We start from the raw sequence: 22,902 nt of genomic DNA, 5'->3' as shown, positions 1-22,902 counted from the left end.
GCAGTCCTCCGGCGGACCGGCATGGCGCCGGACAATACCGGCGAGCCTGGCAACCGGCAGAGAATGAGGACCTTCAGTGCAGAACTTCCCAGGAGTAGGCGTCAGCCCAGGCCGCGTTATCGGCACCGTCCGGCAGATGCCCAAACCCATCAGCGAGCCTCCGGCCGGCGAGCAGCTGGCAGCAGGCACCACCGCCGAGGAAGCCACAGCAGCGCTGAAGGCGGCCTCGCAGGCCGTGCACGATGAGCTCAAAGCGCGCGCCGCCCATGCCACCGGGGACGGCAAGGCAGTCCTGGAAGCCACGGCACTGATGGCCAAGGACACCATGTTGATCAAGGGCGCCGCCAAGCTCGTTGCCCGCGGAACATCGGCCGAACGCGCCATCTGGGAGTCCGGCTCCTCCGTTTCCGAAATGCTGCACAACCTGGGCGGCTACATGGCCGAGCGCGCCACCGACGTCCTCGACGTGCGCGCGCGGATCGTCGCCGAGCTGCGGGGCGTGCCCGCGCCCGGAATCCCGGGTTCAAACACCCCGTTCGTCCTGGTGGCCGAGGACCTGGCCCCGGCGGACACCGCCACATTGGACCCGAACAAGGTCCTGGCCCTGGTGACCTCAGGCGGCGGGCCCCAGTCCCACACTGCGATCATCGCCCGTTCCCTCGGCCTGCCCGCCGTCGTCGCGGCAGTAGGGGTGGACGAACTCCCGGACGGCACGGAAGTGTACTTGGACGGCGCCGCCGGCGCTGTCACCTCCGAGCCGGACGAAGCCTTGCGCTCAGCCGCAGAGGCGTGGGCGGCCACGGCTTCCCTGCTGGCCGAGTTCAGCGGCACGGGCGCGACGGCGGACGGCCACTTGGTCCCGCTGCTCGCCAACGTGGGCGGCGGCAAGGACGCGGAGGCGGCAGCCAAGCTCGGCGCCCAAGGCGTGGGGCTGTTCCGCACCGAGTTCTGCTTCCTGGAACGCGACACCGAACCCAGCGTTGAAGAGCAGGCCCTTGCCTACAAGAAGGTCTTTGATGCCTTCCCGGGCAAGAAAGTGGTCCTGCGGACGCTCGATGCCGGCGCCGACAAGCCGCTCCCCTTCCTCACCGACTCCACCGAACCCAACCCCGCCCTCGGCGTCCGCGGCTACCGCACCGACTTCACCACCCCCGGCGTCCTGGACCGCCAACTGGAAGCCATCGCGCTGGCGGAAAAGCAGTCCGAAGCGGACGTGTGGGTCATGGCCCCGATGATCTCGACGGCGGAAGAGGCTGCCCGTTTTGCCTCCATGTGCGCTGATGCCGGCATCAAGACCCCCGGCGTCATGGTGGAGGTTCCTTCCGCTGCCCTTACGGCGGAAGCCATCCTCCGCGAAGTGGGCTTCGCGAGCCTTGGCACCAACGACCTCACCCAGTACGCCATGGCCGCGGACCGCCAGCTCGGCCCGCTCGCCAACCTCAATACCCCTTGGCAGCCGGCCGTCCTGCGCCTGGTGGGGCTGACGGTGGAGGGATCACGCGCCGAGGGCAACAACAAACCCGTGGGCGTCTGCGGCGAGGCAGCCGCGGACCCGGCGCTCGCCGTCGTCCTTACCGGCCTCGGCGTGAGCACGCTGTCCATGACGGCCCGCTCCCTCGCCGCTGTCGCAGCCGTGCTGAAGACGGTGACCTTCGAGGAAGCGCAGCAGCTCGCCAAGCTTGCCCTGTCCGCCCCCAGCGCGACTGAGGCGCGGGCGTGGGTGCGCGAAAAGCTGCCCGTCCTGGAGGAACTGGGGCTCTGACCCGGCTGGCCCCCGCCCTGCCGGCGGGGGCCTGCTAGGCCGTAACGCCGAACCCGTTCACGGCCCGGACCCAGCCACTGATGGCCTGGGCCGCTATCTCGGGGGCAGTGTGCTGAAAGACGTGGCCTTGGCCCAGAATCTCGGCCATTGTTCCCTGCTGGGCCACCTCGGCGAGGTGCACACACCAGGGCCGGCGGGCAATTGGGTCGCGGGTGCCGCGGAGCACCAGCACGGGCTGGCTGACAGCGGCCAGCCGTTCCTCCAACGGGTATTCCATCATTACTGGCAGTTCTGTCAGGTACCAGCGCGGGCCGGCCCGGAGGTAGTCGCTGAACACGATGGCGTTGGAGGTCAGGGACTCGCTGAACATGGCGTCGCGCGTGAGTGCCACCGCCTGCCTGGCCGTCGACTTCCTGCTGGTTTCCACCACCGGACCCATCAGCACGGCACCGGCCACCCGTTCGGGTTCCTGCAGGGCCAGTTCGACTGCGAACTGGGTGCCCATCGAGTGGCCCACCGGCACGTAATTGTGGACCCCGGACTCCGTCAGGACGTCCCCTACGAAGGCAGCGAACTCTTCAACCTGCAGTTGGCGCCCGGGGTTTGACGACTTCCCAAAGCCGGGCAGGTCGAAGGAGTAGACGTCCGCTGCTTTTGCCAGTTCCTCGTGAAGCCGGGCCAGATAGCGGTGGGAGACACCGATGCCGTGCAGCAGCACATACGTGGGCCGCGCTCCCAACTCTGCCGGCTGGACGGAGGCATAGAGCCTTCCCTGTAAACCGCCGGATTCAACGTCCCGGCCACCAGTTAATGCCATCAGCCGAGCATACCGCCGGAGCCCGAAAGGCACCGGCAGGCCGGGTCGCACGGTGGACCGGTCACATCGGCAGGCCGGTGATCCACCGGTAGGCTGGGGCCATGGCACTGATTGCTCCCAGGATGGCCGGCGCCCTTCCGCCCGAAGACGCCGTAAAGCTGCAGCAGGCCCTGGCCGGCAGCGACGACATCACCGTTTTCGTGGACGGCACTGTCCACCGCCTGCCGCCCCTGGCGAGGGACGCCGTCGTTGACCTCCTGCAGCGGTTCAGCCGCGGCGAGGCTGTGACCGTCAGCAGCGTGGAGGAAATGCTGACCACGTCAAAGGCTGCAGAACTGGCGGGAATCTCGCACACCTACCTGCGCAACATGACGGACCGCGGCGAGATTCCTGTGGAATACCGGGGCAGCCACCGGCGGATTCCCCTTGCGGCGATCATGGCGTGGCTGGAGGGGCAGAAGAAGGACCGGCAGAAAAAGGCGGCCGCGGACCAGGCTGACGGGGACGTCAGATCCGGGGGCGAAGGGCCCAGCGCCGCATCTTGAGGGCAGCGTGGAGTTCCAGGCGGGGCATACCTTTCAGCGGGTCCACCCCCAGCAGTTGCCGGATCCGGCCCAGCCTGTTGTAGATGCTGCTGCGGTGCAGGTGGAGTTTGGCGGCAACGTCCTGGACGGAACCGTCGTTGTCGTACAGCAGTTCCAGGACCGGGATCAGTTCGCCGTTGCGGTCGTGGTCCTCAAGCATGCGGAAGTAGACGGACCCGGAGTCAGCCCATGCCCCCGCACCGCCCCCGGCAGAGGCCAGCAGCTGATAGACGCCGGTGGACCGGCAGTCCACGAGTTCCCCGAGCTGGGCGTCCACTGCGGCGGCCTGTGCGGCGAGCTTGGATTGCCGGTAGGCCTCGGCGAGCTCCCGCGGCCGGGCAAACCCTTCGCTGATCCCTAAGATGATGCGGTGAACCGGCCGTCCGGAGCGCTTTGCCAGCTCCAGCTGGTAGTGGACCAGGACCTGGGCGTGGTTTGCGCGGCCCGATGACTCGCGGAACAGCACCACGGAGTGGGTCTCCGTCCCGGCGCTGAAAAGGGCGGCATCAACACCCACCGTTGCCTGGAGCGCTGCCGAACGGTGGATCAGGGTTGAGGCGATGGGATCCGGCCCACCCGCCCACCCGTCGGCGTCGAGCACTGTAACCATCTGCCACGGCCCGCGGCCCTGAACCTCTTTCCAGCCGGCCACCGCCGCCACCGCATTTGCTTCCCCCGCACAAGCTGAAAGGAATTCCCGCTCCCGCCCGCGCCGGAATTCGGACTCGGCGGTGTTCGAATCGAGCAGCAGACCGGAGAGCATCTCGAGCTCATTGGTGACCGTCGGCAGTTGCGTGAGGATCGACGTCGGATTCTCCTCCACGGAGTCCTGCTGCACCCAGAGGTAACCCACCCGGAAGCCGCGGACCATCAGCGGGACACAGACGCGGCCGAGCATCCCAAGGTGCGGGTTTGCGGGAACCGCGACGGGGCGGACGGCCGTGGCAATACCATGGGACAGCTGCCATGCGCTGACATCGGCCGGTACCTTCTTGCTGAGCAGGAAGTTCACGCGGACCCGGTCGGCGTGGGACTGGTTGGAGCTGTAAGCCAGCAGCACGCCGTCCAGGTCTTCCAGGGACAAGCCACGGCCCAGTTTCTGCGCCACCTGCTCAACCAGTTGCTCCACGCCCTGCTGCATGGCCCAACACTACTGCCTTTGCGCTGGCCGGGACGAACGGACACGAGGCGACACCTGACGCCCTAGGGCTGGACAAATGTCGATCCGCTTGCGCTTGGATCCCCGGAATGACGCGGTTTTTACTTCACCACCCGTCGCTTCCCATGTCAGCTGGCTCACAATCGGATTTATCGTGGAAACACACAATCTTCCGCACTTTCCGGCTTACCAGCCGAGAACCTGGAGCCCACGATGATCATCGGTGTCCCCAAAGAAATCAAGAACAACGAATTCCGGGTGGCCATCACCGCCGCCGGTGTCCACGAGTTCCGCACCCACGGCCACACCGTGCTGGTGGAACGCGGCGCAGGCTTGGGCTCGGGCATCACGGACGAGGAATACGCCATCGCCGGCGCCGAGATCGTCAACGACGCCGACGACGTCTGGGCACGTGCCGACATGGTGATGAAGGTCAAGGAACCCATCAAGGCCGAGTACCACCGCTTCCGCAAGGGCCTGATCCTCTTCACCTACCTCCACCTCGCCGCCGAGCCGGAACTTACCCGCGAGCTCATCAACTCCGGCGTCACCGCCATCGCCTACGAGACCGTCCAGGAAGGCCGCACCCTCCCGCTGCTGGCCCCCATGTCCGAGGTAGCAGGCCGGCTCTCCGTCCAGGTGGGCGCCGCTTCGCTGATGGCCCCCGCCGGCGGCAAGGGCGTTCTGCTGGGCGGCGTGCCCGGCGTCCGGCCCGCAAAGGTAGTTGTCCTGGGCGCCGGCGTGGCCGGAACCAACGCGGCAGCCATGGCACTGGGCCTGGGCGCCGACGTCACCATCATGGACATCAACATCAACCGCCTGCGCGAGCTGGACGCCCAGTACCAGGGCCGGCTGAAAACGGTGGCATCGAACTCCTACGAGATCGAAAAGTCCGTCGTGGACGCCGACCTGGTAATCGGCTCCGTCCTCATCCCCGGTGCCAAGGCCCCCAAGCTGGTAACCAACGAACTGGTTGCCCGCATGAAGCCCGGTTCAGTCTTGGTGGATATCGCCGTGGACCAGGGCGGCTGCTTCGAGGACACCCGTCCCACCACGCATCAGGAACCCACGTACAAGGTTCACAACACCATCTTCTACTGCGTGGCCAACATGCCCGGCGCCGTGCCCAACACCTCCACCTACGCCTTGACCAACGTGACACTGCGGTACGCCGTGTCCCTGGCCAACCTCGGCGTCAAGGCCGCCTTCGACCGCGACCCCGCCCTCGCCGCAGGCCTCAACATCGCGGCTGGCCACGTTGCACACCACTCCGTATCCGAAGCGCACCACCTGCCCCTCGTAGCGGACTGGCACGAACTGGTTTCTGCGTAGGTCTAACTCGTCCCGCTGCGCTGAACGACACACATCCTCGGCGTGCTGCTCCTTCGTCGCTCTGACGCACGCTGCCGGATGTCTGTCGTTCAGCGCTCGTAGTTAACTTCTCGCCGAAGCCAGTTCGCGTGCCTTTTCTATTAATTTGAGGACCTCGACGGCGTCTGCCGGGTCTACTGGGAGCGGCAGCTTTGAGGCCGTTCCGCCGTCGAGGATTTTGTCCGCCAGGAGCCGGTAGAACTCGGGGTAGGCGCCCCGCTCGGTGGGGAGGGCATCCAGGTGGCCGTCGCGGCCCAGGAGCCCTGCCCACTCCGGTGCCTCCTCGCCGTACTCCGCGTCCAGGGGGCTGCCGCCGGCAACGATGTACGGCTCCTGCGGATCCACGCCGTTCTTGGTGAAGCCGCCAACGGAACCCAACACCCGGAACCGCGGGCCCTGCTGCGCGCAGAGCATGTTCATTGTGAGGTGGCTCAGCACTCCGGAGGTGTGCCGCAGCACCAGGAAGACGTCGTCGTCCGCCCGCTCGTCCACGCGCCGCGCCCTCAGCTCGGCGTGGACCACCATCGCGGGACCAAACAGCAGGAGCGCCTGGTCGATCAGGTGGCTGCCGAGGTCGAACAGGACGCCGCCCCCGTCCGAGGCGGTGGCATGCGCCTTCCACGCCTTGGCGATGGCGGGAGACCACCGTTCGAACCGCGACTCAAACCTAGTCACCTTCCCCACGGCGTCCGCCGCCAGGAGTTTCCGGAGCGTCAGGAAGTCCCCGTCCCACCGCCTGTTCTGGAACACCGTCAACACCCGGCCCCGTTGTTGGGCGAGGGCAACAAGCTCCTGTCCTTCATCGCTGGTCACCGCAAATGGCTTATCCACCACCACATCCAGGCCGGCTTCCAGCGCTGCCTTGGCGAGCGGGTAATGCGTGGCCGGCGGGGTGCCCAGGACCACGAGGTCAAGGTCAGCAGCGCGCGCCAGGACAGCATCGCCGTCGTGCACTGTCCTCACGCCGGGGTAGCGGGCAGTGGCCGCCTTCTGCCGCTCCACGTTGGACGTGGCGATGACGTCCAGCGAGTAGCGCGCGTCCGTCCCGATCAAGGGCGCGTGGAAGACGCTGCCGGACAGGCCGTAGCCGACGACGGCCGTGCGGATAGTGCGTGGAGCGGCGGAGTCAGTCATAGGGCTACGGTACTCCGGCACGCTCTCTCACTTAATGCCCCTTAAAGGCCAACGCTCTCTCACTTTGAACTGGTCCCCGATAGTTGGACTGGCTAAATGGGATTCTAGGCTGCAAGGGTCTGGGCCCGGTATTGCGCCGGGCTCAGGCCCTTGAGCTTTGTGGAGATTCTTTTGTTGTTGTACCAGTGGATGTATTCCTCTATTGCAGGTGCCAGTGCGTCGGTGTTGAGGAAGCGGACGTGGTGGAAAAGTTCTTCCTTCAGGTGGCCGAAGAAGTTCTCCATCACGGCGTTGTCGTAGCAATTGCCCTTGCGGGACATGGATTGGACCGCGCCGGCGTTCTCGATGAGGGTGCGCCAAGAGGCGTGACGGTATTGGAAACCTTGGTCCGAGTGCACCAGCGGCTGCTGACCCGGCTTCAGAGAAGTCAGGGCCTCACGCAGTGAATCGTTGGTGAGCGCGAGGTTCGGGGACAAGCCCAGCGAGTAAGAAATGATCTGCCGGTCAAAGAGGTCCATGACCGGTGAGAGGTAAAGCTTCCGGTCACCGACGTGAAACTCCGTCACATCGGTTACCCACTTCTGGTTCGGTGCATCAGCCTCGAATTCCCGATTCAGCACGTTGGGCGCTACCGCGCCCTGGTCGCCCTGGTAGGAGTTGTAGCGCTTCCTGCGCCGGACCTTGCAGGCCAACCCGAGTGCCTGCATCAGCTGCAACACGGTCTTCTTCGCGACCGTCCACCCTTGCTTGAGTAGCTCCGTATGGACCCGCCGATGCCCGTACCGGCCATGGTTCATTTCGAAGATCTCCGTGACCGCCGCTTTGAGCTTCTCTTTCGGATCGGGCCTATAGAGCCGGAGCTGGTGATAGAAGAACGTGGATCTCGCCAGCCCGGCGACGTCCAACAGGACGCCAAGCGGATAGTCAGCCTTGAGGGCAACGACGGCCTGAACCTTTACCGTCGTCCCTGTTCCCTCAAGGCCCGCAGTTTTCCCAGGTACGCCACCTGGGCGCGCAGCCGCTCGTTCTCCCGCCGCAACCGCTCAAGCTCGGGCAGCTCCGCAGGTGGCAGGGCATCAGGTTTCCGGGGTCTGCCTTTGGGCTTTGGCCGCAACCCGTCCTCACCCTCCAGACGATACGCCCTGACCCACTTTTGCAGCAGCTCACGGGAGGCCAAACCGGCCTCCACCGCCAGCTCCGGGCCGGGCTCGCCCGCGAGGAATCGCTGCACCAAGGCCAGCTTGAACTCGAACGAGTACGACTTCGCCGGCCTGCTCACCAGCACTCCTTGCCCATGAATCCTCCACCGCCCATACAGTGCCCTGACCGGCACCCAAGGCGCATCCAGCAAACGAGCCGCCGCCCGATACCCGATACCCCTCTCAAACAACGCTACAGCCGCCTCACGCTGCGCCTCAGATAATGAACTACTTGCACGCATAAAACTGCTCCCCGGAAGTCGGAACTGAATTTCTCAGTCCAACTTCCGGGGAGCAGTTCACTTCCTCAAAGAAAGTGAGAGAGCGTTGCCGGAAAATCCGCATTAAGTGAGAGAGCGTCCCGGGGGTGGGGCTACTTCTTTTCCCAGCCGAGGGTGGTCCAGTCCGGAACCTGGGACAGGCTCTGGAACAGGGACGGGCCGTAGTTGGCCAGGCCGGTGCGGACGAAGGAGATCTGCGGGCCGTTGAAGACTACGCCCATGGAGTAGTACTTGGCCATGTGCTCCTTTTCAACTTCCATCGCCGCCTTGTTGCGCTCGGCGTTGTCCTCGATGGACGCGAGATCGGCGATCTTCTTGTCCAGTTCGGCATCGCCCAGCTGGTTTTCGTTGGTCTTGGAGTCGTAGTACTGCTTGACGGCGGACGTGGCGTCCGGACCGACCGTGTAGCCGGAGATGCTCAGGTCGAATTCACGCGAGCCCAGGACCTTGCCGAAGTCGGCCGAGGCCCGCTGGTCGATACCAACATCCATGCCGCCGGCCTGGAGCTGCTTCTGCAGGGTCTGCGCGACGGCCAGCGTCGTTGGGTCGTCACCGAAGTTGCTGATCTTGAACGCGGCGGGCTTGCCGTCCTTCTCCATGATGCCGTTGGCGTTGGCAGTGTAGCCGGCATCGGTGAGCACCTTCTTGGCGGCGTCCGGACCGGTTTCCTTCACGGGATAGTTGTCCTGGTAGTACTCGGAGAATGGCAGCAGCATCATGGAGCCGGAGCTGGGCTCTTCCCAGTTCAGTCCGTTGAACCGCACCTTGCGGAGGGCCTCACGGTCCACTGCCGCGAAGATCGCCTTGCGGACAGCAACATCGGTGATGCGCTGGGCGTTGAGATTCAAGCCGCCGGCGAACAGGCGCTGGCCGCGCCGGACCTCTGAGTCCTTAGTACCGTCCAGCTGCTTGTACAAGGAGACGGTGTTGGCGGACATCGCGTCGATCTCGCCGTTCTTGAAGGCAGCGATCTGGGCGCTGGTCTCAAGCTGGCGGAACACTACGCTTTCCAGGACCGGCTTGTTGCCCCACCACTTATCGTTGGGCACCAGGGTTACCGTCTTGGCTGCGGTATCGTACTGGTCCAGCTTGAACGGGCCTGCCATCCACTCCGGATGCAGTTCCCCGTTGAAGCCTTCGTTGAAGATCTGCGGAGTGTTCACAGCGGGGTGGATCAGGCCGAAGAACAGGTCCTCCAGCGGGTACACCGGCTGGCTGGTCTTGACAATGATTTCCTTGTCGCTGCTGCCGGCCTCGACGGATTCAACAAACTCGTACGCTCCCGAGGAGACGATGTCGTAGCCGGCATCGGGGCTCTTCAGGATGTTCCAGGTGTTCTGGAAGGCCTTAACGTCGATGGGGGTGCCGTCGTTGTAGGTGGCCTTCTCGTTGACCTTGATGGTGATGGTCTGTTTGCCATCCTTGACTTCGTTTGTGACCTCCTCGCAGAAGTCCTTATTGGGCGACGCCTTGCCCTCGAAGTCAAGCTTCCAGCAACCGCCAATGCCGCCACTGTTTACCGCGACAGGGTTCATGGGAATCTGCAGCGCCGAGTTGTCTGCGCTGTTGCCGTTGTTCGAGAAGCCGTTGAAGTCCGGGCCGATGTTGCCCAGCGGAAGGGTGACCTTGCCGCCCTGTTCAAGATCTGCGGCGGGCTTTTCGTTAACGCTGATGAGCTTGGACAGGTCGCTGCCTGCTTCCTGCCCCTTTGCCGTTTCCGGCCCGGTGGCCCCGCCACCGCCGCTGCCGCAGGCAGTCAGCGCCAGAGCAGCAGCAATGGCCGCCGCTCCGCCGATCTTGTTCAGTTTCCTCATGGTGTTCCCTTCGTTGTTGCAGGTGGTGATGCTGGTGATGGGTCGAAAAAACTTACGGTGCATGGTGGTCCGATGATTCGTGGACTACCAGCATGTCCTCGTCCAGTTCCCCGTCCGGGAAGAAGCAGGCGAAGCGCTGGTCCAGGGCCGGCAGTGGCTGGGCGGCCAGGGCCTGGGCCGCTGCCGAGGGTGCCACCGGTTCCAGCGGGGGCTCCAGGGTAAGGCACTTTTCCTGCTTCGCAGGGGGCAGCGCCGCGAAGACGGGGCACCTGGTGGCAAAGTTGCAGCCCTTGGGGGCGTCCAGCGGGGAGGGCAGGTCGCCCCGCAGGATGATCCGCTCCCTGGTCTTCTCCACCTGCGGGTCCGGCACCGGGATGGCCGAGAGCAGGGCCCGGGTGTAGGGGTGGCGGGGGTTGTCGAACACCCGGTCCACTTCACCGATCTCCACAATCTTGCCCAGGTACATAACAGCCACGCGGTTGGAGATGTGCCGGACCACCGAAAGGTCATGGGCCACCAGCAGGTAGCTGAGGCCCAGCTCGGCACGGAGCTTGTCCAGGAGGTTGATCACGCCGGCCTGGACGGAAACATCAAGGGCGGAGACAGGTTCGTCCAGGACCACCAGCTTCGGATTCACGGCCAGGGCACGGGCAATGCCGACGCGCTGGCGCTGTCCGCCGGAAAACTGGTTGGGGAAGCGGTTGACGTGGTCCGGCTGCAGGCCCACCAGCTTCATCAGTTCCATGATGCGTGTCCTGATGGCCTGCTTGTCCATGCCGGCGTTCTGAAGCGGCTCGGCGAGGACTTCGTAGACCGTGAACCGCGGATCCAGCGCCCCGGTGGGGTCCTGGAACACCATCTGCATCTCGCGCCGCATGGCACTCTTGGTCCGGGCATCGGCAGCCTGCTTATTGCTGATGCCGCCAATCGTCACCTCGCCGTCCTGGTCCTTGTGGAACTCCATGATCTCCAGCAGGGTGGTGGTCTTTCCGGAACCGGACTCGCCCACGATCGAGAAGCACTCACCTTCGCGGATGTCGAAGCTGACACCGTCCACGGCCTTGACCGTGCCGATCCGGCGCTTCAGCAGCGCACCCTTGGTCAGGGGGAAGTGCTTGCGCACGTCCTTGAGCTGCAGGACCGTGGAGCGTTCCGCACGCGGAATGGCATCAAAGCGGGACACCGCCACCGGCGGGGCCGAGAAGACGTCGTGGACGTCGACGTCGCTGCCCAGGGACCCGGACTTGATGCAGGCGGCGCGGTGAAGGGCACTTCCGGGTACCGCCGCCAACACCGGCTCACCGTCCAGGCAGGCGTCGGTGGCCAGTGGGCAGCGGGGTGCGAAAGAGCAGCCGGTGGGTGTGTGGATCAGGTTGGGCGGCATGCCCTCAATGGGCACCAGGGACGACTTCTCCGCCACGTCGACCCGCGGCACGGCACCGAGCAATCCCATGGTGTAGGGCATCCGCGGGTTGTAGTAGATGTCATCCACCGCGCCCGTCTCCACGGGCTTGCCGGCATACATCACCATGATGTCGTCGGCCATCCCGGCCACCACGCCCAGGTCGTGCGTGATCATCACGACGGCGGCGCCCGTCTCCTCCTGGGCGGTATGCAGCACCTCCAGCACTTGCGCCTGGATGGTGACGTCCAGGGCCGTCGTCGGCTCGTCAGCGATGAGGACGCGCGGGTTGTTCGCGATCGCGATGGCAATCATCACCCGCTGGCGCATGCCGCCGGAGAACTCGTGCGGGAAGGCCTTCAGCCTGTCCTTGGGGCTCGGAATGCCCACCATGGCCAGGAGTTCGACGGCGCGGGCTTCTTTTGCCTGCCTGCTCATCGTGGGGTTATGGATGGTGAGCGCTTCCACAATCTGGGTGCCTACGGTGTACACCGGTGTCAGGGAAGACAGCGGGTCCTGGAAGACCATCGCCAGTTCGTTGCCGCGGTACTCGCACATGGCTTTATCGCTGAGGCCCAGCAATTCCTTGCCTTTGAGCCGGACGGACCCGGATATTTCCGCCGTGCTGGGGAGGAGCCCCATGATGGCCAGGGACGTAACCGATTTGCCGGAGCCCGATTCACCCACGATGCCCAGCGTCTTTCCAGGCAGGAGATCGAAATCAACGCCCCGGACTGCGTGGACGACGCCGTTCTCTGTGTTGAAACGGACGTTCAGGTCGCGGACAGAGAGGACTGCGTCCGTTGGCGCGTGAAGGCCGGCGACGTGCAGCCGCTCCACTGTTGACTGTGGCTGTTCGGCGTGGCCGGCGGCAATTTCGCTGCTCATGAGGACTTCCCCTTAACACGGGTTTTCAGGGCGCTGCGTTTTTTGGCGCTGCCGCTTGAGCTGGAGCTCGGATCGAAGGCGTCCCGCAGTCCGTCGTTCATCATGGCCAGAGAGCCTGTCAGCAGGAACATCACGGTCAACGGCACCCAGAACATCCAGGGAAAGGTCTGTACCTGCGATGTGGCAGCGCCGATGAGGACCCCCAGGCTGACGTCCGGAACTTTGATGCCGATGCCGATGAATGAGAAGGCCACCTCCGCAAGGATGGCGCCGGTGACGCCGCGGGTAATGTCGAGGACCAGCAGGGACCCGATGTTGGGAACCAGGTGCCGCCAGACGATCCGGCGCGGCGGGACACCCATGTACTGGGCGGCTTTGACGTAGTCCCGCTGCATCAGGGACATGGACAGCGACCGGATCAGCCGGGCTGTGCCCATCCAACTGAAGACCAGCAGCACGATGATCAGCAGCAGCCAGGAGGGCAGGTCCCGCTTCAGCCCTTCCCCTCCCCCGCTGGTGGCGACCGCTACCACCAGCAGTGCAGGCATCATGATGAGCGCTTCAAGGACGAAGAGCATCACCTTGTCCACCTTGCCGCCGAAGTAGGCCATGGTGCACCCATAGACGGCGGCAATGAGGACGGAGACAAGCCCCACGATCAAGCCGATCAGGATGGAGATCCTGGTGCCTTCGACCGTCATGGCGTAGAGGTCAATGCCTGCCTGGGATGTTCCGAGGTAGTGCTCGGCGGAGGGAGGCATACCGATGTTGAAGGGATCGATGGTCTCTTTGTCCCACGGGGTGAAGTAGCCACCGACAAAGGAGAAAACGGTCAGGGCCAGGAAAATGGCAAGGCCTGTTACGGCCGTCTTGTTGCGCATAAAACGGCGGAAGATGATGGTGTTCTTGCCGATGATGACATCGGCGTTTTCCAGGTGCGCGTCCTGTGCGATTGCGGCCGGGTCAACGGCGTTGAGGTTGGTCATGGCTACTGCACCCGCACTCTAGGGTCAACGAGGGTGGTGGCGAAGTCCGCCAGGATGGCCCCCAGGGCGAAAATAACGGAACCATAGGCCAGCGTGGCCGTGGCGGCGTTGACGTCCTGGAGCGAGATGGCGTCGATGCTCCAGGAGCCCACACCGGGCCAGGCGAAGATCTTCTCCGCGAAGAAGCCGCCGGCAAAGATGGCCGGGATGGTGAAGGCGATGCTTTGGGCCACGGGAATGAACGAGACCCGCAAAGCGTGCCGGGAGATCGCCTGGTTCCGGGTCAGCCCCTTGGCCCGGGCGGTCCGGACAAAGTCGGCGTTCACGTTGTCCAGGAGGTATTGGCGCTGCGCAATCTGGTACGAACCCCACCCCACCAGCGTGATGGCGACGGTCGGAACCGCGTAGTGCGCCAGCATGTCCACGAACTGCGCCCAACCCGGCTCAATTCCGGGCGTGGAAATGCCCGTGACAAAGAAGATGCGCTCCCCCACGGTTTCATTGATGTTGATGGCGCCCAGCTGCACCAGGAAGTACGCAATGGGGGCAGGCACGATGTAGGCGAGGTAGCTGTAGGACGTGATGGCGCGGTCCTGGAACTTGTACTGGCGTGCTGCCGAATAGACCCCGAGTGCCACGCCGATGACGAGCGTCAGGATGATGGAGGCCAGGAAGAGCCGGGTGGAGATCCATACCCGGTCCCCGAACTCGGCGTTGATGTACGCACCGTTGGGGCTGCGGCCCCAGTCCCAGCGGGTAACGATGGCAGTCAGCCATTCCACGTAGCGCTCCCACGGGCTCAGGTCCGGGTCCAGGCCCTTGAGGCGCATCGAGTTTGCCACCTGCTCCGGGGTGGGACGGGGTATCCGTTCCTGCTCCAGCAGCGCGGGCTTGAGGGAGCTGACCGCCAGGAAGTATCCCGCCGACGTGGTCAGGAAGATCATAAAAACGTACGTGATGCCGCGCTTGGCGAGGTACCTGAGCATGGCGCTAGTTCAGCTTCGCCGCCGGCAGCTGGACGGTAAAAACCCGCGGTGTCAGCAGGCGGGCCAGGCTGTTGGGCAAATCAACAATCACGTGCTGGATCCTTCCGTTATCCCCGGATCAGCGGGGGTTGTGCCGCCTCATCGGGTCCTCTGCCAGCGGTAGCTGGGCTCCCGCAGCCTTTGCAGGCCTAGCCCTGGTGGACTATGTCGCGGGTCACATTCCAGAGGAAACTATCACAAGCCGCTCCCCAAAAAGGGCTGGTTGTGGGCAAACCCACCTGCCCGTATCAGATCGTTATGAATAATTCTGTAAATTTGGTGTGACACGGCGCAGGAACAATGAGGGGCTAAGTCTAGGAAGCGGTGACAACCCGTGTGACAAGCTCCCGCCACGAGTTATTGAGCCGGTCACTGCTCACTCCATGCACGCGAACCAGATTTAGGAGCCGGTCCGGTGCCAGGGTGGCGCCCAGCGAGCGTGCCATCAGCCAAGGGTCGGCCGCGAACCCCTCCTCCCTGAGCAGCACCTCGATATGGCGGTACCACAGGGCAGCAGCGGGAACTTCAAAGCGGCCCCGGGAGGAGTTCTCCGCCGCGAGCGCCAGGTCACCAAACTCCATCACGTAGGCAATCCGCTCCACGCCGAAAGCAATCAGGCGTTCCAGTCCGGGCGCGCCGGGGCCCAGGGGTGGAGGTCCGAACATAAAGCGGGCCTGGAAGGCGGCCTCGGACTCGCTCAGGAGGGTGAGCATGAGCCCGGCACGGCTGCCAAAGCGGCGGAATACGGTGCCTTTGCCCACCCCTGCGTGCTCGGCGAGCCGGTCCATGGTCAGTGCTTCTGCCCCGCACTCGCCGATGAGGTCCCGGGCAGCGTCGAGCAGGCGCTCCCGATTCCGCGCGGCATCGCTGCGTTCCACCGCCTCGCCCGGCGATAGTCGCGGACGCAATGGGATGAAGCTCACATTCCATATTCTAGACCTCGGGAATAAGAACCGGACCGCAGTCCGTTTAGATGGGTGAAGGCAGTAAGAGCCTCAGCTATTACCCGGCCGGCGGCCCCCTCCCGCCGCCCCTACCCCAGGAGTTCCCATGACCAAGAGCACCGTACTCACCCTCGTCGGCAGCCTCCGCGCCGAATCCACCAACCAGAAGTTGGCTGAAGCAATCCAGCTGAACGCGCCGGAGCAGGTGGACGTCGTCATCCACGAAAACCTTGGCAACATCCCCTTCTACAACGAAGACATTGACGTCGAAGGCCAGGTTCCTGCCGCTGCTGCCGCCCTGCGCGCCGCAGCCAACGACGCCGACACGCTCCTCCTGGTCACCCCGGAGCACAACGGCACTGTACCCGCAGCACTGAAGAACGCCATCGACTGGCTGTCCCGCCCCTTCGGTGCCGGAGCCCTCGCCGGTAAGCCCACCGCCGTCGTCGGCACTGCCTTCGGCCAGTACGGTGGCGTCTGGGCCCAGGACGAGGCCCGCAAGGCAGCAGGAATCGCCGGCGCCCAGATCCTCGAGGACGTTAAGCTCGCAGTGCCGGGTTCAATGGTGCGCTTCGCCGAAGTCCACCCGAAGGACGATGCAGAGGTTGTGGAGCAGATTAAGGGCGTTTTTGATGCCCTCGCAGCTTCCCAGCCTGCAGCATAACCAGCCTTCCGCGGTGCCCGGTGCATAATGCGCCGGGCACAGCTGTTTAAGCTGCGCCGCTGCGTTCACCCCGCCGGTGCGTCCGGCACACTGCGTCCCGCCGAACTCTGGCTGGGAAATCCAATCGTTGCTAGCGTGACGGAATGACGCCCTCGAAGACCCCGGCCGAGATCCTCGACATCGACGGCGCTGAGGTCCGCATCTCAAGCCCGGACAAAATGGTGTTCCCCGGGCCCGGGGTCACGAAGCTGGACCTGGTGGGGTACTACCTTGCGGTGGCGAATGGCGCGCTCCGCGGCGCCGGCGGGCGGCCCATGGTGCTCAAGCGTTTCCCGAAGGGCATTGACGCTGAGCCGTTCTTCCAGAAGCGCGTGCCCGAGAACCGCCCTGACTTCATCGACACGGCCACCCTGCACTACGCGTCCGGCACGTCGGCCGAGGAGGCTGTAATCCGGGATGCCGCAGGACTGGCGTGGGTGGTGAATCTTGGCTGCCTGGACCTCAACCCGCATCCCGTAAGGGCGGAGGACCTCGAGCATCCCGATGAGCTTCGGGTTGACCTCGATCCCATGCCGGGCGTGGACTGGCCACAAATCGTGGATGTCGCCTATGTGGCACGGGAGGTACTCGGGGACATGGGACTGGTGGGCTGGCCGAAGACAAGCGGCTCCCGCGGACTTCACATCCTGGTGCGCATCGCGCCGGAATGGTCCTACCGTGACGTGCGGCTCGCCGCGGAGACCCTTGCGCGCGAAGTCGAAAACCGGGCCCCCGGGCTCGCCACCGCCCGGTGGTGGAAGGAGGAGCGCGGCGAGAGCGTGTTCGTGGACTTCAACCAGAACGCCAAGGACCGCACGGTGGCATCTGCATATTCCGTCCGGCCCCTCCCCGACGCCCGGGTCTCAACGCCGCTGTCCTGGGATGAGGTGCGCTCCGCCCGTCCCGACCAGTTCACGGTCCTCACAGTGCCCGGCCGCTTCAAGGACGTGGGTGACCCCCATGCAGGGATCGACAAGGCCGCAGGAAAACTGGACAGGCTCCTGGCCCTCGCAGCGGAGTTGGGGCCTGCGGAGAAAGCGCCGCGCAGCGGTGACGGCTCCGGCCGCCGGCAGTCGGTGATGCCGCTCATCGAAGTGGCCCGCACCAAAACCAAGCCTGAGGCCCTCGCGGCGCTCGACGAATGGAAGTCCCGGCATCCGGACCTCGTCCCGGCCCTGCACCCTGCAGATGTGCTGGTGGACGGAATGCGCGGATCGAGTTCGCTCTGGTACCGGGTAAGGGTGAACCTGCAGCACGTTCCCGAGCCGGAGCGGCCGCCGCAGGAGGAACTCATCGCCGACTACGACCCCTGGGCGGGCAGGGAATGGCCGGGGCGCCCGGGATCCTGAACGGAGCCTGCCCAGCCCCCTCCGGCCTCCCGTGCCGTGATCAACTCTTATCCCAACCGGTACCTCGTGGACATTCTTTGGCAGACGGGCCAGCCGTAACGTTAATCCACGGACGTACCGGGACGGGATTGCGGTGCAGGGATGGCAAGAGGGCCGATTGCTGGAAAGCGGATAATGGGTGCGCGCGCCCTGGTAGCAGCATCCGCACTGGCGCTTCCGCTGTGGGCCGCCGCCTGCGTCAGTCCGCCCCCTCAACAAACACCGCCGCCTTCCCCGGAACCCCTGCTCGGAGCCGGCGTCACCCCCAGCCCTGCACCCGCTCCCCCTGCGCCGGCTCCCCAGCCGCAGTCTCCGCCTCCTGAAGGCACAATCGGGGTGACGCCGGGAGTGGTCCCGCCCGGCCCGGCCAGGACCACCCCCCGGGGCACGCCCGCGGCTTCGCAAACGCCGGAAGTATCACCGTCCGAGGACCCCGTTCCATCCGAGCCGGTTCCCTCGGGCAGTCCGGCCGCCCTGCAGACGGTGACCGCCTACTATGTGCTCCTGGACGACGGCGGCAGCAACGGCGTGCGGTTCGGTTGCAATGACAGCCTGGTGGGCGTAGCCCATACCAGTTCCGCCGGAGAGGACCCGCTCCCCGCCGCCGTGCGCGCGCTGCTGGAGACGCCGGCTGATGCAGCCCCGTCACGGCCGTCTCCGGAGGTGTACAACGCGCTCCAGGGCTCGGATCTGACGTTCCTTTCGGGAAGCTTCGATGGCACCACCGTCACGGTGTACCTCGCCGGGACGCTCAGCATGGGAGGTGTTTGCGACCTCCCGCGGGTGGAAGCCCAGCTGACACAGACGGCGGTCTCGGCAGTTGGAGCTATCCGGGCGGAGATCCATATCAACGGGCGCACCTTGGCCGAGGCGTTGCGGCAGCACTAACAGGCGGGTGGCCGCTCCGGTACATCTTTACTCAACGAGTGTTGCCTATCCAGCAACACTCGGCTGTATCCTGATTCATGTGAGCCACGAGACACTCGACGCCGCAGCACAGACGCTGCCTGCCGAAGCCATTGATGCCATCGAGCGGGCGGCAACGTCCGCCCACCGCCATGAGGAACTCTTCTCAGAGCGCGCCGCCAATATCCGCCAGTCCGCCGTCAGGGACGTCTTCGATATCTCCCTGCGCCCCGGGCTGGTTTCCCTCGCGGGTGGAAGTCCCTACCTGCAGTCCCTCCCCCTTGACCGGCTGGCCGCCACTGCCGCAACCATCATCGCCGAGGACGGGCTGGCGGCCCTCCAGTACGGCAGCGGCCAGGGCACCGAAGAGCTGCGAACCCAGATTTGCGAAGTGATGGCCGCTGAGGGCATCCTCGACGCACTCCCCCGGAACGTGGTGATCACAGCAGGTTCGCAGTCCGCCCAGGACGTTGCCACCAAGGTCTTCTGCAACCCCGGAGATGTGGTGCTGGTGGAAGACCCAACCTACGTGGGCGCGCTGAATACCTTTGAGGCGTACCAGGTCCAGGTGGAAACGGTGGAGATGGACGGGGAGGGCCTCGTTCCGGACCTTCTTGAGGCCAAGATCGCAGCTCTCCAGCTCGCCGGAAAGAGCGTCAAATTCCTGTACACCATCCCAAACTTCAACAATCCCTCCGGAATTACCCTCGCCCGGGAGCGGCGGCAGAAGATCGTGGACATATGCCGCAATGCGAATATTCTGGTCCTCGAGGACAACCCCTACGGACTCCTGCGCTTCGACGGAGAACCGCTGCCGCCCCTTCGCGCCGACAACCCTGCGGACGTGATCTATATGGGCTCGTTCTCCAAGATCTTCGCTCCCGGACTCCGCATCGGTTGGGCCCTGGTGCCCGAACACCTGCAGCGCCGGTACTACCTTGCGGCCGAAGCTGTAACCCTTTGTCCGCCCGCCCTCAACCAGATGCTGGTGTCCGCCTACCTGCGCGACTACAACTGGCGGGGCCAGATCGAAACGTACCGTGGCCTGTACGCGGAGCGTTGCCGGGCAATGCTCGCTGCCCTGGAGGCGCACATGCCCGCCGGTACCAGCTGGACCAGCCCGGAGGGCGGATTCTTCGTCTGGGTGACCCTGCCGGAAGGAGTGGATACCTACCCGCTGCTGCACAAGGCGATCGACGCCGGAGTGGTGTTTATCCCCGGCGCCGCCTTCACGCCGTCGGACGAGCCGTCCAACAAGCTGCGCCTCGCCTTCAGTGCGGTGCCGCCGGAGGCCATCACGGAAGGCGTGCGGCGGCTGGCGCCGGTACTGCGGGAAGCCATCGCCGGACTGTAGCCTTGGGCTCACTGACTTACGCCGCATTAACCAAGCAAAGGAGCAACACATGAGCGGAATCATCGTTGTAGGGGTTGACGGCAGCGGTACAGCCAAAAAGGCGGCGGAGTCCGCCCGGGACCTCGCCGTGGCACTGGGCGCCTCGCTTCACGTCGTCTCAGCCTTCGACAGCGACCGCACGGAGGTCTTCGGCAGCGGCAGCGACCAGTGGATCGTCTCCGACGCCGACGCCGCTGAGCACGTGGCCCGCACCGTGGCGGAATCCCTGGGCCGGGACATCAAGGTGACCTATTCGGCTGCCCGTGGCCGCCCGGCCGACGCCCTGATCAAGGAGGCGCTGCGGATGGAAGCCCGCATTATTGTGGTCGGAAACCGCAGGATGCAGGGCATTGGGCGCGTGCTCGGGAGCGTGGCGAACAGCGTTGCCCACAATGCACCGTGCGACGTTTACATTGCCAACACGTACGACGCCGACTAATCGTTACCCCGGACACTCCCCGTGGTGGCAAAGGTCGCTACGGGGAGTGTCTGTTCTCACGCCAGTTACACCACTGAGGCCTCGAACGCAACGATAAAATTGGATAAGCCCCCAATGGAGTGGCCACCCAGCATCCACGATTATCCAAGGGGCACCATTGATCACTCTCCAGCGCCGCCAGCTCGTAGGCCACGACATCCTCCTGGCCCGACACGGAAACCACATCTGCTCCATGCGCGTCGACCGCAGCAACGGCAGGGTGGTGGCACTGCTGGACGATGGGACCGTGGACAGCGCGCCGAACCTAATCGCCCCGGGGCTGGAGCTTCCCGCCACAGTGGGCAGCGTGATGCGCGAGGACTGGAAGATTCTGACGGTCTGCGGGGCCGTGGCTGCGGGAATGGGCGCGCTGATGGTGACAGCAGCGGTTGCCCTTGGAACAATGGCGGACCCCACCGCGGTTGAAATGCTCTCGGCCTACGCCATCTACTGAGGCAGTCCCTACGGCACCATCCAGCCTTGCAGTGCCCACCAGATTCCGGCCATCACCGCCCCGCCGAAGAATGAACCGGCAACCACCTGCGCCAGCGTGTGGGCGCGCAGCACCACCCTCGACCAGCCCACAGCGGGGATCAGCAGCAGCAGCGGAAGCCACGGGGCTCCGAGCATCAGCACGGCAATCACTGCAGAAGACGAAATTGCGGCAGCATGCCCGCTGATCTTCCAGAATGGGCTCACGCCCGCCAGCACAACCACCCCGGCCACCACGGCCAGGACCATGGCCACGACGCTCTCAGGAGCTCCTGCCGCGTACAGCACCAGAAGCCCGGCAACAATCGACGCCAGCGCCATCAGCAGTACGGGCGCCCGCTGTTGGCGGTCGCTCACGTGGTGGTCGGTGACCTTGCCCAGCCTCACCAGGACCAGCAGCAGGACCAGCGGGATCACGCAGACGAACAGCGCCGCCAGGGCGCCGTAGGCCATCGTTCCGGGGAAGCCGGCCTGCGTCAGGGGGCTGATCAACAACTGCACACTCACCACCGCTGGCGGCTGCAACAGCTCCGTGATCCATCTGGCTGCCCGGTTTTTGGCACGGATACGACCGGCGTTAATGACCACTGCTGTCAGTTCCTAGTCCAGCAGCAGCGCTGGCTCCTCCAGGATGGCGGCGACGTCGGCCATGAACCGGGCGGACAGGTCGCCGTCCACCACCCGGTGATCGAACGACCCGCCAAGGGTGGTGATCCAGCGGGGAATCACTTCGCCGTCCAGGACCCAGGGCTTCTGCTTGATGGTTCCGAACGCAACGATCGCCACCTCGCCGGGGTTGATGATCGGCGTGCCCGTGTCGATGCCCAAAGCCCCAATGTTCGTAATGGTCAGCGTCCCGCCCTGCATTTCCGCGGGCTGGGTCTTGCCGGCCCTGGCGGTGGTGGCCAGGTTGTTCAGGGCCAGCGCCAGTTCCTTCAAGGATAGGTCCTGCGCGTTTTTGATGTTCGGCACCATCAAGCCGCGCGGGGTTGCCGCTGCGATTCCCAGGTTCATGTAGTGCTTAACCTGGATCTCGGCGCTGCCTTCGCCGTTGTCCACCCAGGTGGCGTTGACGCTGGGGTTCCGAGCAGCCGCCCAGATCACGGCCTTGGCGAGGATGAGCAGCGGCGATACCCGGATGCCCTCAAAGTCACGCGAGGCCTTGAGCCTCTTGACGAACTCCATGGTGCGGCTGGCATCCACGTCCACAAAAATGCTGACGTGTGGTGCCGAGAACGCCGAGTCCACCATCGCCTTCGCCGTGGCCTTGCGGACGCCCTTGACGGGGATCCGCTCCACCCGCTGGTCCTGCGGCTTTCCGGCTTTGCCCCAGAAGCCGTCAGCCTTGTCCAGCTCGGCGTCCCGCTGGGCCTGGTAGCTGACAAGGTCCTCGCGTGTCACCTCGCCGCGCGAACCGGTGGCCACCACGTCTGCCAGGTCGATGCCAAGGTCACGGGCAATCTTCCGGACCGGGGGCTTGGCCAGGACCTTGTTCACCAGGCCCGTGATGGTGCCGCCAAAGGTAGGACGGTTGTCGACGACGTCTCCGGCGCTTTGGCCCGGAGCCTCCTTCACAGCACCTGCTGTGCCCACCGGCGGTTCGGCGGTCACGGCGGCCGGCGTAAGCGGCTGGACGGGCTCCACTTCCGGGGCGTTAACCGTGATGGCGCCTGCTGCGCCACCGGTGGTTGAGCTGGCCGAACTCCGGGGACGGCGCTTGACAGCGTCAGCCTTGGGGCCGGAACCCACCAGCGGACCGCCTGCCAAGGCACTTTCAGAGGTGCCGCCGTCGGACGCCGGAAGCGTTCCGTAGAGCGGCTGCACGGGCGTCTCGGGAGCCCGGACGTCAGCCGGCGTGGGATCACCGGCCACCTCGCTGCTGACGCTGATGATGGCCGTGCCGACGTCGATGGTGACCCCTTCGGGGACCAGCAGTTCGCTGACGGTGCCGGCGAACGGCGAGGGCAGCTCCACAATCGACTTGGCCGTCTCGATCTCACACAGAACGTCGTTGATGGCGACGGCGTCGCCGGGCTTGACCTTCCAGGAGACGATTTCCGCCTCGGTGAGGCCCTCGCCGACGTCAGGCAGGTTGAACTTGTTGAGAGTCATGGTGTCCTCGGTTCGGGAAGCCCGGCTGCTGTTGGGAAACGGAAGCGGGCGGAAAGGATGCGGC

21 protein-coding genes are annotated in these 22,902 nt (G+C 65.1%); 9 read left to right on the top strand and 12 right to left on the bottom strand.

Annotation, left to right across the window (positions count from 1 at the left end):
- The first annotated feature begins 76 nt into the window (after positions 1 to 76).
- Complete coding sequence (gene ptsP, locus G6R19_RS12135; RefSeq protein WP_163165222.1) at positions 77 to 1,762, top strand: phosphoenolpyruvate--protein phosphotransferase; 1,686 nt, start codon at positions 77 to 79, stop codon at positions 1,760 to 1,762.
- A gap of 34 nt (positions 1,763 to 1,796) precedes the next feature.
- On the opposite strand, the gene G6R19_RS12130 is transcribed toward ptsP, so the two are convergent.
- Positions 1,797 to 2,579, bottom strand: a complete 783-nt coding sequence (locus G6R19_RS12130; RefSeq protein WP_163165220.1) for an alpha/beta hydrolase — start codon at positions 2,577 to 2,579, stop codon at positions 1,797 to 1,799.
- Positions 2,580 to 2,680: 101 nt separating this feature from the next.
- Between G6R19_RS12130 and G6R19_RS12125 the strand changes: the two genes are divergently transcribed.
- Positions 2,681 to 3,124, top strand: a complete 444-nt coding sequence (locus G6R19_RS12125; RefSeq protein WP_163165218.1) for a helix-turn-helix domain-containing protein — start codon at positions 2,681 to 2,683, stop codon at positions 3,122 to 3,124.
- On the opposite strand, the gene G6R19_RS12120 is transcribed toward G6R19_RS12125, so the two are convergent.
- On the bottom strand, positions 3,087 to 4,304 hold the full coding sequence (locus tag G6R19_RS12120; RefSeq protein ID WP_163165216.1) for a PucR family transcriptional regulator: 1,218 nt from the start codon (positions 4,302 to 4,304) through the stop codon (positions 3,087 to 3,089). The two genes, G6R19_RS12125 and G6R19_RS12120, sit on opposite strands and share 38 nt — an antisense overlap.
- 231 nt (positions 4,305 to 4,535) lie before the next feature.
- Between G6R19_RS12120 and ald the strand changes: the two genes are divergently transcribed.
- Positions 4,536 to 5,654, top strand: coding sequence for an alanine dehydrogenase (gene ald, locus G6R19_RS12115; RefSeq protein ID WP_163165214.1), 1,119 nt, complete (start codon positions 4,536 to 4,538; stop codon positions 5,652 to 5,654).
- Positions 5,655 to 5,756: 102 nt separating this feature from the next.
- Here the strand turns inward: ald and G6R19_RS12110 are convergent, their stop codons facing one another.
- The 8 genes from G6R19_RS12110 to G6R19_RS12080 all read right to left on the bottom strand — a co-directional run bounded on the left by G6R19_RS12110 (position 5,757) and on the right by G6R19_RS12080 (position 15,345).
- Positions 5,757 to 6,827, bottom strand: a complete 1,071-nt coding sequence (locus G6R19_RS12110; protein ID WP_163165212.1) for a Gfo/Idh/MocA family oxidoreductase — start codon at positions 6,825 to 6,827, stop codon at positions 5,757 to 5,759.
- Between the two features lie 104 nt (positions 6,828 to 6,931).
- Positions 6,932 to 7,732, bottom strand: a complete 801-nt coding sequence (locus G6R19_RS12105; RefSeq protein ID WP_240341851.1) for an IS3 family transposase — start codon at positions 7,730 to 7,732, stop codon at positions 6,932 to 6,934.
- Positions 7,733 to 7,782: 50 nt separating this feature from the next.
- Positions 7,783 to 8,106 (bottom strand): helix-turn-helix domain-containing protein, encoded by a 324-nt coding sequence (locus tag G6R19_RS20420; RefSeq protein WP_163166662.1) that lies wholly within the window; start codon positions 8,104 to 8,106, stop codon positions 7,783 to 7,785.
- A 293-nt stretch (positions 8,107 to 8,399) separates the two neighbouring features.
- Positions 8,400 to 10,121 carry an ABC transporter family substrate-binding protein gene (locus G6R19_RS12100; protein WP_163165210.1) on the bottom strand — a complete coding sequence of 574 codons (1,722 nt, stop codon included), beginning with the start codon at positions 10,119 to 10,121 and terminating at the stop codon, positions 8,400 to 8,402.
- Between the two features lie 52 nt (positions 10,122 to 10,173).
- Positions 10,174 to 12,411 carry an ABC transporter ATP-binding protein gene (locus tag G6R19_RS12095; protein ID WP_163165208.1) on the bottom strand — a complete coding sequence of 746 codons (2,238 nt, stop codon included), beginning with the start codon at positions 12,409 to 12,411 and terminating at the stop codon, positions 10,174 to 10,176.
- Complete coding sequence (locus G6R19_RS12090) at positions 12,408 to 13,397, bottom strand: ABC transporter permease (protein ID WP_163165206.1); 990 nt, start codon at positions 13,395 to 13,397, stop codon at positions 12,408 to 12,410. Before G6R19_RS12090 ends, G6R19_RS12095 begins: the two co-directional genes overlap by 4 nt.
- A gap of 2 nt (positions 13,398 to 13,399) precedes the next feature.
- Complete coding sequence (locus G6R19_RS12085; RefSeq protein WP_163165204.1) at positions 13,400 to 14,383, bottom strand: ABC transporter permease; 984 nt, start codon at positions 14,381 to 14,383, stop codon at positions 13,400 to 13,402.
- 353 nt (positions 14,384 to 14,736) lie between these two features.
- Entirely contained in the window at positions 14,737 to 15,345 is a 609-nt protein-coding gene (locus G6R19_RS12080; RefSeq protein WP_163165202.1) for a TetR/AcrR family transcriptional regulator, read from the bottom strand.
- Between the two features lie 127 nt (positions 15,346 to 15,472).
- On the opposite strand from G6R19_RS12080, the gene G6R19_RS12075 reads away from it, so the two are divergent.
- The 6 genes from G6R19_RS12075 to G6R19_RS12050 all read left to right on the top strand — a co-directional run bounded on the left by G6R19_RS12075 (position 15,473) and on the right by G6R19_RS12050 (position 20,688).
- On the top strand, positions 15,473 to 16,030 hold the full coding sequence (locus G6R19_RS12075) for an NADPH-dependent FMN reductase (protein ID WP_163165200.1): 558 nt from the start codon (positions 15,473 to 15,475) through the stop codon (positions 16,028 to 16,030).
- Positions 16,031 to 16,173: 143 nt separating this feature from the next.
- The gene (ligD, locus tag G6R19_RS12070; protein ID WP_163165198.1) at positions 16,174 to 17,418 is read left to right on the top strand and encodes a non-homologous end-joining DNA ligase; all 1,245 of its coding nucleotides are present in this window, start codon (positions 16,174 to 16,176) and stop codon (positions 17,416 to 17,418) included.
- A gap of 174 nt (positions 17,419 to 17,592) precedes the next feature.
- Positions 17,593 to 18,345 (top strand): hypothetical protein, encoded by a 753-nt coding sequence (locus G6R19_RS20415; RefSeq protein WP_240341850.1) that lies wholly within the window; start codon positions 17,593 to 17,595, stop codon positions 18,343 to 18,345.
- Between the two features lie 79 nt (positions 18,346 to 18,424).
- Positions 18,425 to 19,717, top strand: a complete 1,293-nt coding sequence (locus G6R19_RS12060) for a PLP-dependent aminotransferase family protein (RefSeq protein WP_163165196.1) — start codon at positions 18,425 to 18,427, stop codon at positions 19,715 to 19,717.
- A 49-nt stretch (positions 19,718 to 19,766) separates the two neighbouring features.
- Entirely contained in the window at positions 19,767 to 20,195 is a 429-nt protein-coding gene (locus G6R19_RS12055; protein ID WP_163165194.1) for a universal stress protein, read from the top strand.
- Positions 20,196 to 20,352: 157 nt separating this feature from the next.
- Positions 20,353 to 20,688: a hypothetical protein gene (locus G6R19_RS12050; RefSeq protein ID WP_163165192.1), complete on the top strand. Its 336-nt coding sequence runs from the start codon at positions 20,353 to 20,355 to the stop codon at positions 20,686 to 20,688.
- Positions 20,689 to 20,696: 8 nt separating this feature from the next.
- Here the strand turns inward: G6R19_RS12050 and G6R19_RS12045 are convergent, their stop codons facing one another.
- Both G6R19_RS12045 and G6R19_RS12040 read right to left on the bottom strand, forming a co-directional pair.
- Positions 20,697 to 21,314, bottom strand: a complete 618-nt coding sequence (locus tag G6R19_RS12045; RefSeq protein WP_163165190.1) for a phosphatase PAP2 family protein — start codon at positions 21,312 to 21,314, stop codon at positions 20,697 to 20,699.
- Between the two features lie 12 nt (positions 21,315 to 21,326).
- Positions 21,327 to 22,838 (bottom strand): dihydrolipoamide acetyltransferase family protein, encoded by a 1,512-nt coding sequence (locus G6R19_RS12040; RefSeq protein WP_163165187.1) that lies wholly within the window; start codon positions 22,836 to 22,838, stop codon positions 21,327 to 21,329.
- Positions 22,839 to 22,902 lie beyond the last annotated feature (64 nt).

The organism is Arthrobacter sp. Alg241-R88, assembly GCF_900537115.1.
Classification (GTDB): Bacteria; Actinomycetota; Actinomycetes; order Actinomycetales; family Micrococcaceae; genus Arthrobacter.
This window is presented reverse-complemented; position numbering and strand designations above follow the sequence as displayed.

Coding starts and splice junctions, on each gene's coding strand:
- G6R19_RS12110 (WP_163165212.1), bottom strand. CDS start 6,827: ATGACTGACTCCGCCGCTCCACGCACTATCCGCACGGCCGTCGTCGGC.
- G6R19_RS12095 (WP_163165208.1), bottom strand. CDS start 12,411: ATGAGCAGCGAAATTGCCGCCGGCCACGCCGAACAGCCACAGTCAACA.
- G6R19_RS12120 (WP_163165216.1), bottom strand. CDS start 4,304: ATGCAGCAGGGCGTGGAGCAACTGGTTGAGCAGGTGGCGCAGAAACTG.
- G6R19_RS12055 (WP_163165194.1), top strand. CDS start 19,767: ATGAGCGGAATCATCGTTGTAGGGGTTGACGGCAGCGGTACAGCCAAA.
- G6R19_RS12075 (WP_163165200.1), top strand. CDS start 15,473: ATGACCAAGAGCACCGTACTCACCCTCGTCGGCAGCCTCCGCGCCGAA.
- G6R19_RS12100 (WP_163165210.1), bottom strand. CDS start 10,121: ATGAGGAAACTGAACAAGATCGGCGGAGCGGCGGCCATTGCTGCTGCT.
- G6R19_RS12125 (WP_163165218.1), top strand. CDS start 2,681: ATGGCACTGATTGCTCCCAGGATGGCCGGCGCCCTTCCGCCCGAAGAC.
- ald (WP_163165214.1), top strand. CDS start 4,536: ATGATCATCGGTGTCCCCAAAGAAATCAAGAACAACGAATTCCGGGTG.
- G6R19_RS12090 (WP_163165206.1), bottom strand. CDS start 13,397: ATGACCAACCTCAACGCCGTTGACCCGGCCGCAATCGCACAGGACGCG.
- G6R19_RS12085 (WP_163165204.1), bottom strand. CDS start 14,383: ATGCTCAGGTACCTCGCCAAGCGCGGCATCACGTACGTTTTTATGATC.
- ligD (WP_163165198.1), top strand. CDS start 16,174: ATGACGCCCTCGAAGACCCCGGCCGAGATCCTCGACATCGACGGCGCT.
- G6R19_RS20415 (WP_240341850.1), top strand. CDS start 17,593: ATGGGTGCGCGCGCCCTGGTAGCAGCATCCGCACTGGCGCTTCCGCTG.
- G6R19_RS12040 (WP_163165187.1), bottom strand. CDS start 22,838: ATGACTCTCAACAAGTTCAACCTGCCTGACGTCGGCGAGGGCCTCACC.
- G6R19_RS12130 (WP_163165220.1), bottom strand. CDS start 2,579: ATGGCATTAACTGGTGGCCGGGACGTTGAATCCGGCGGTTTACAGGGA.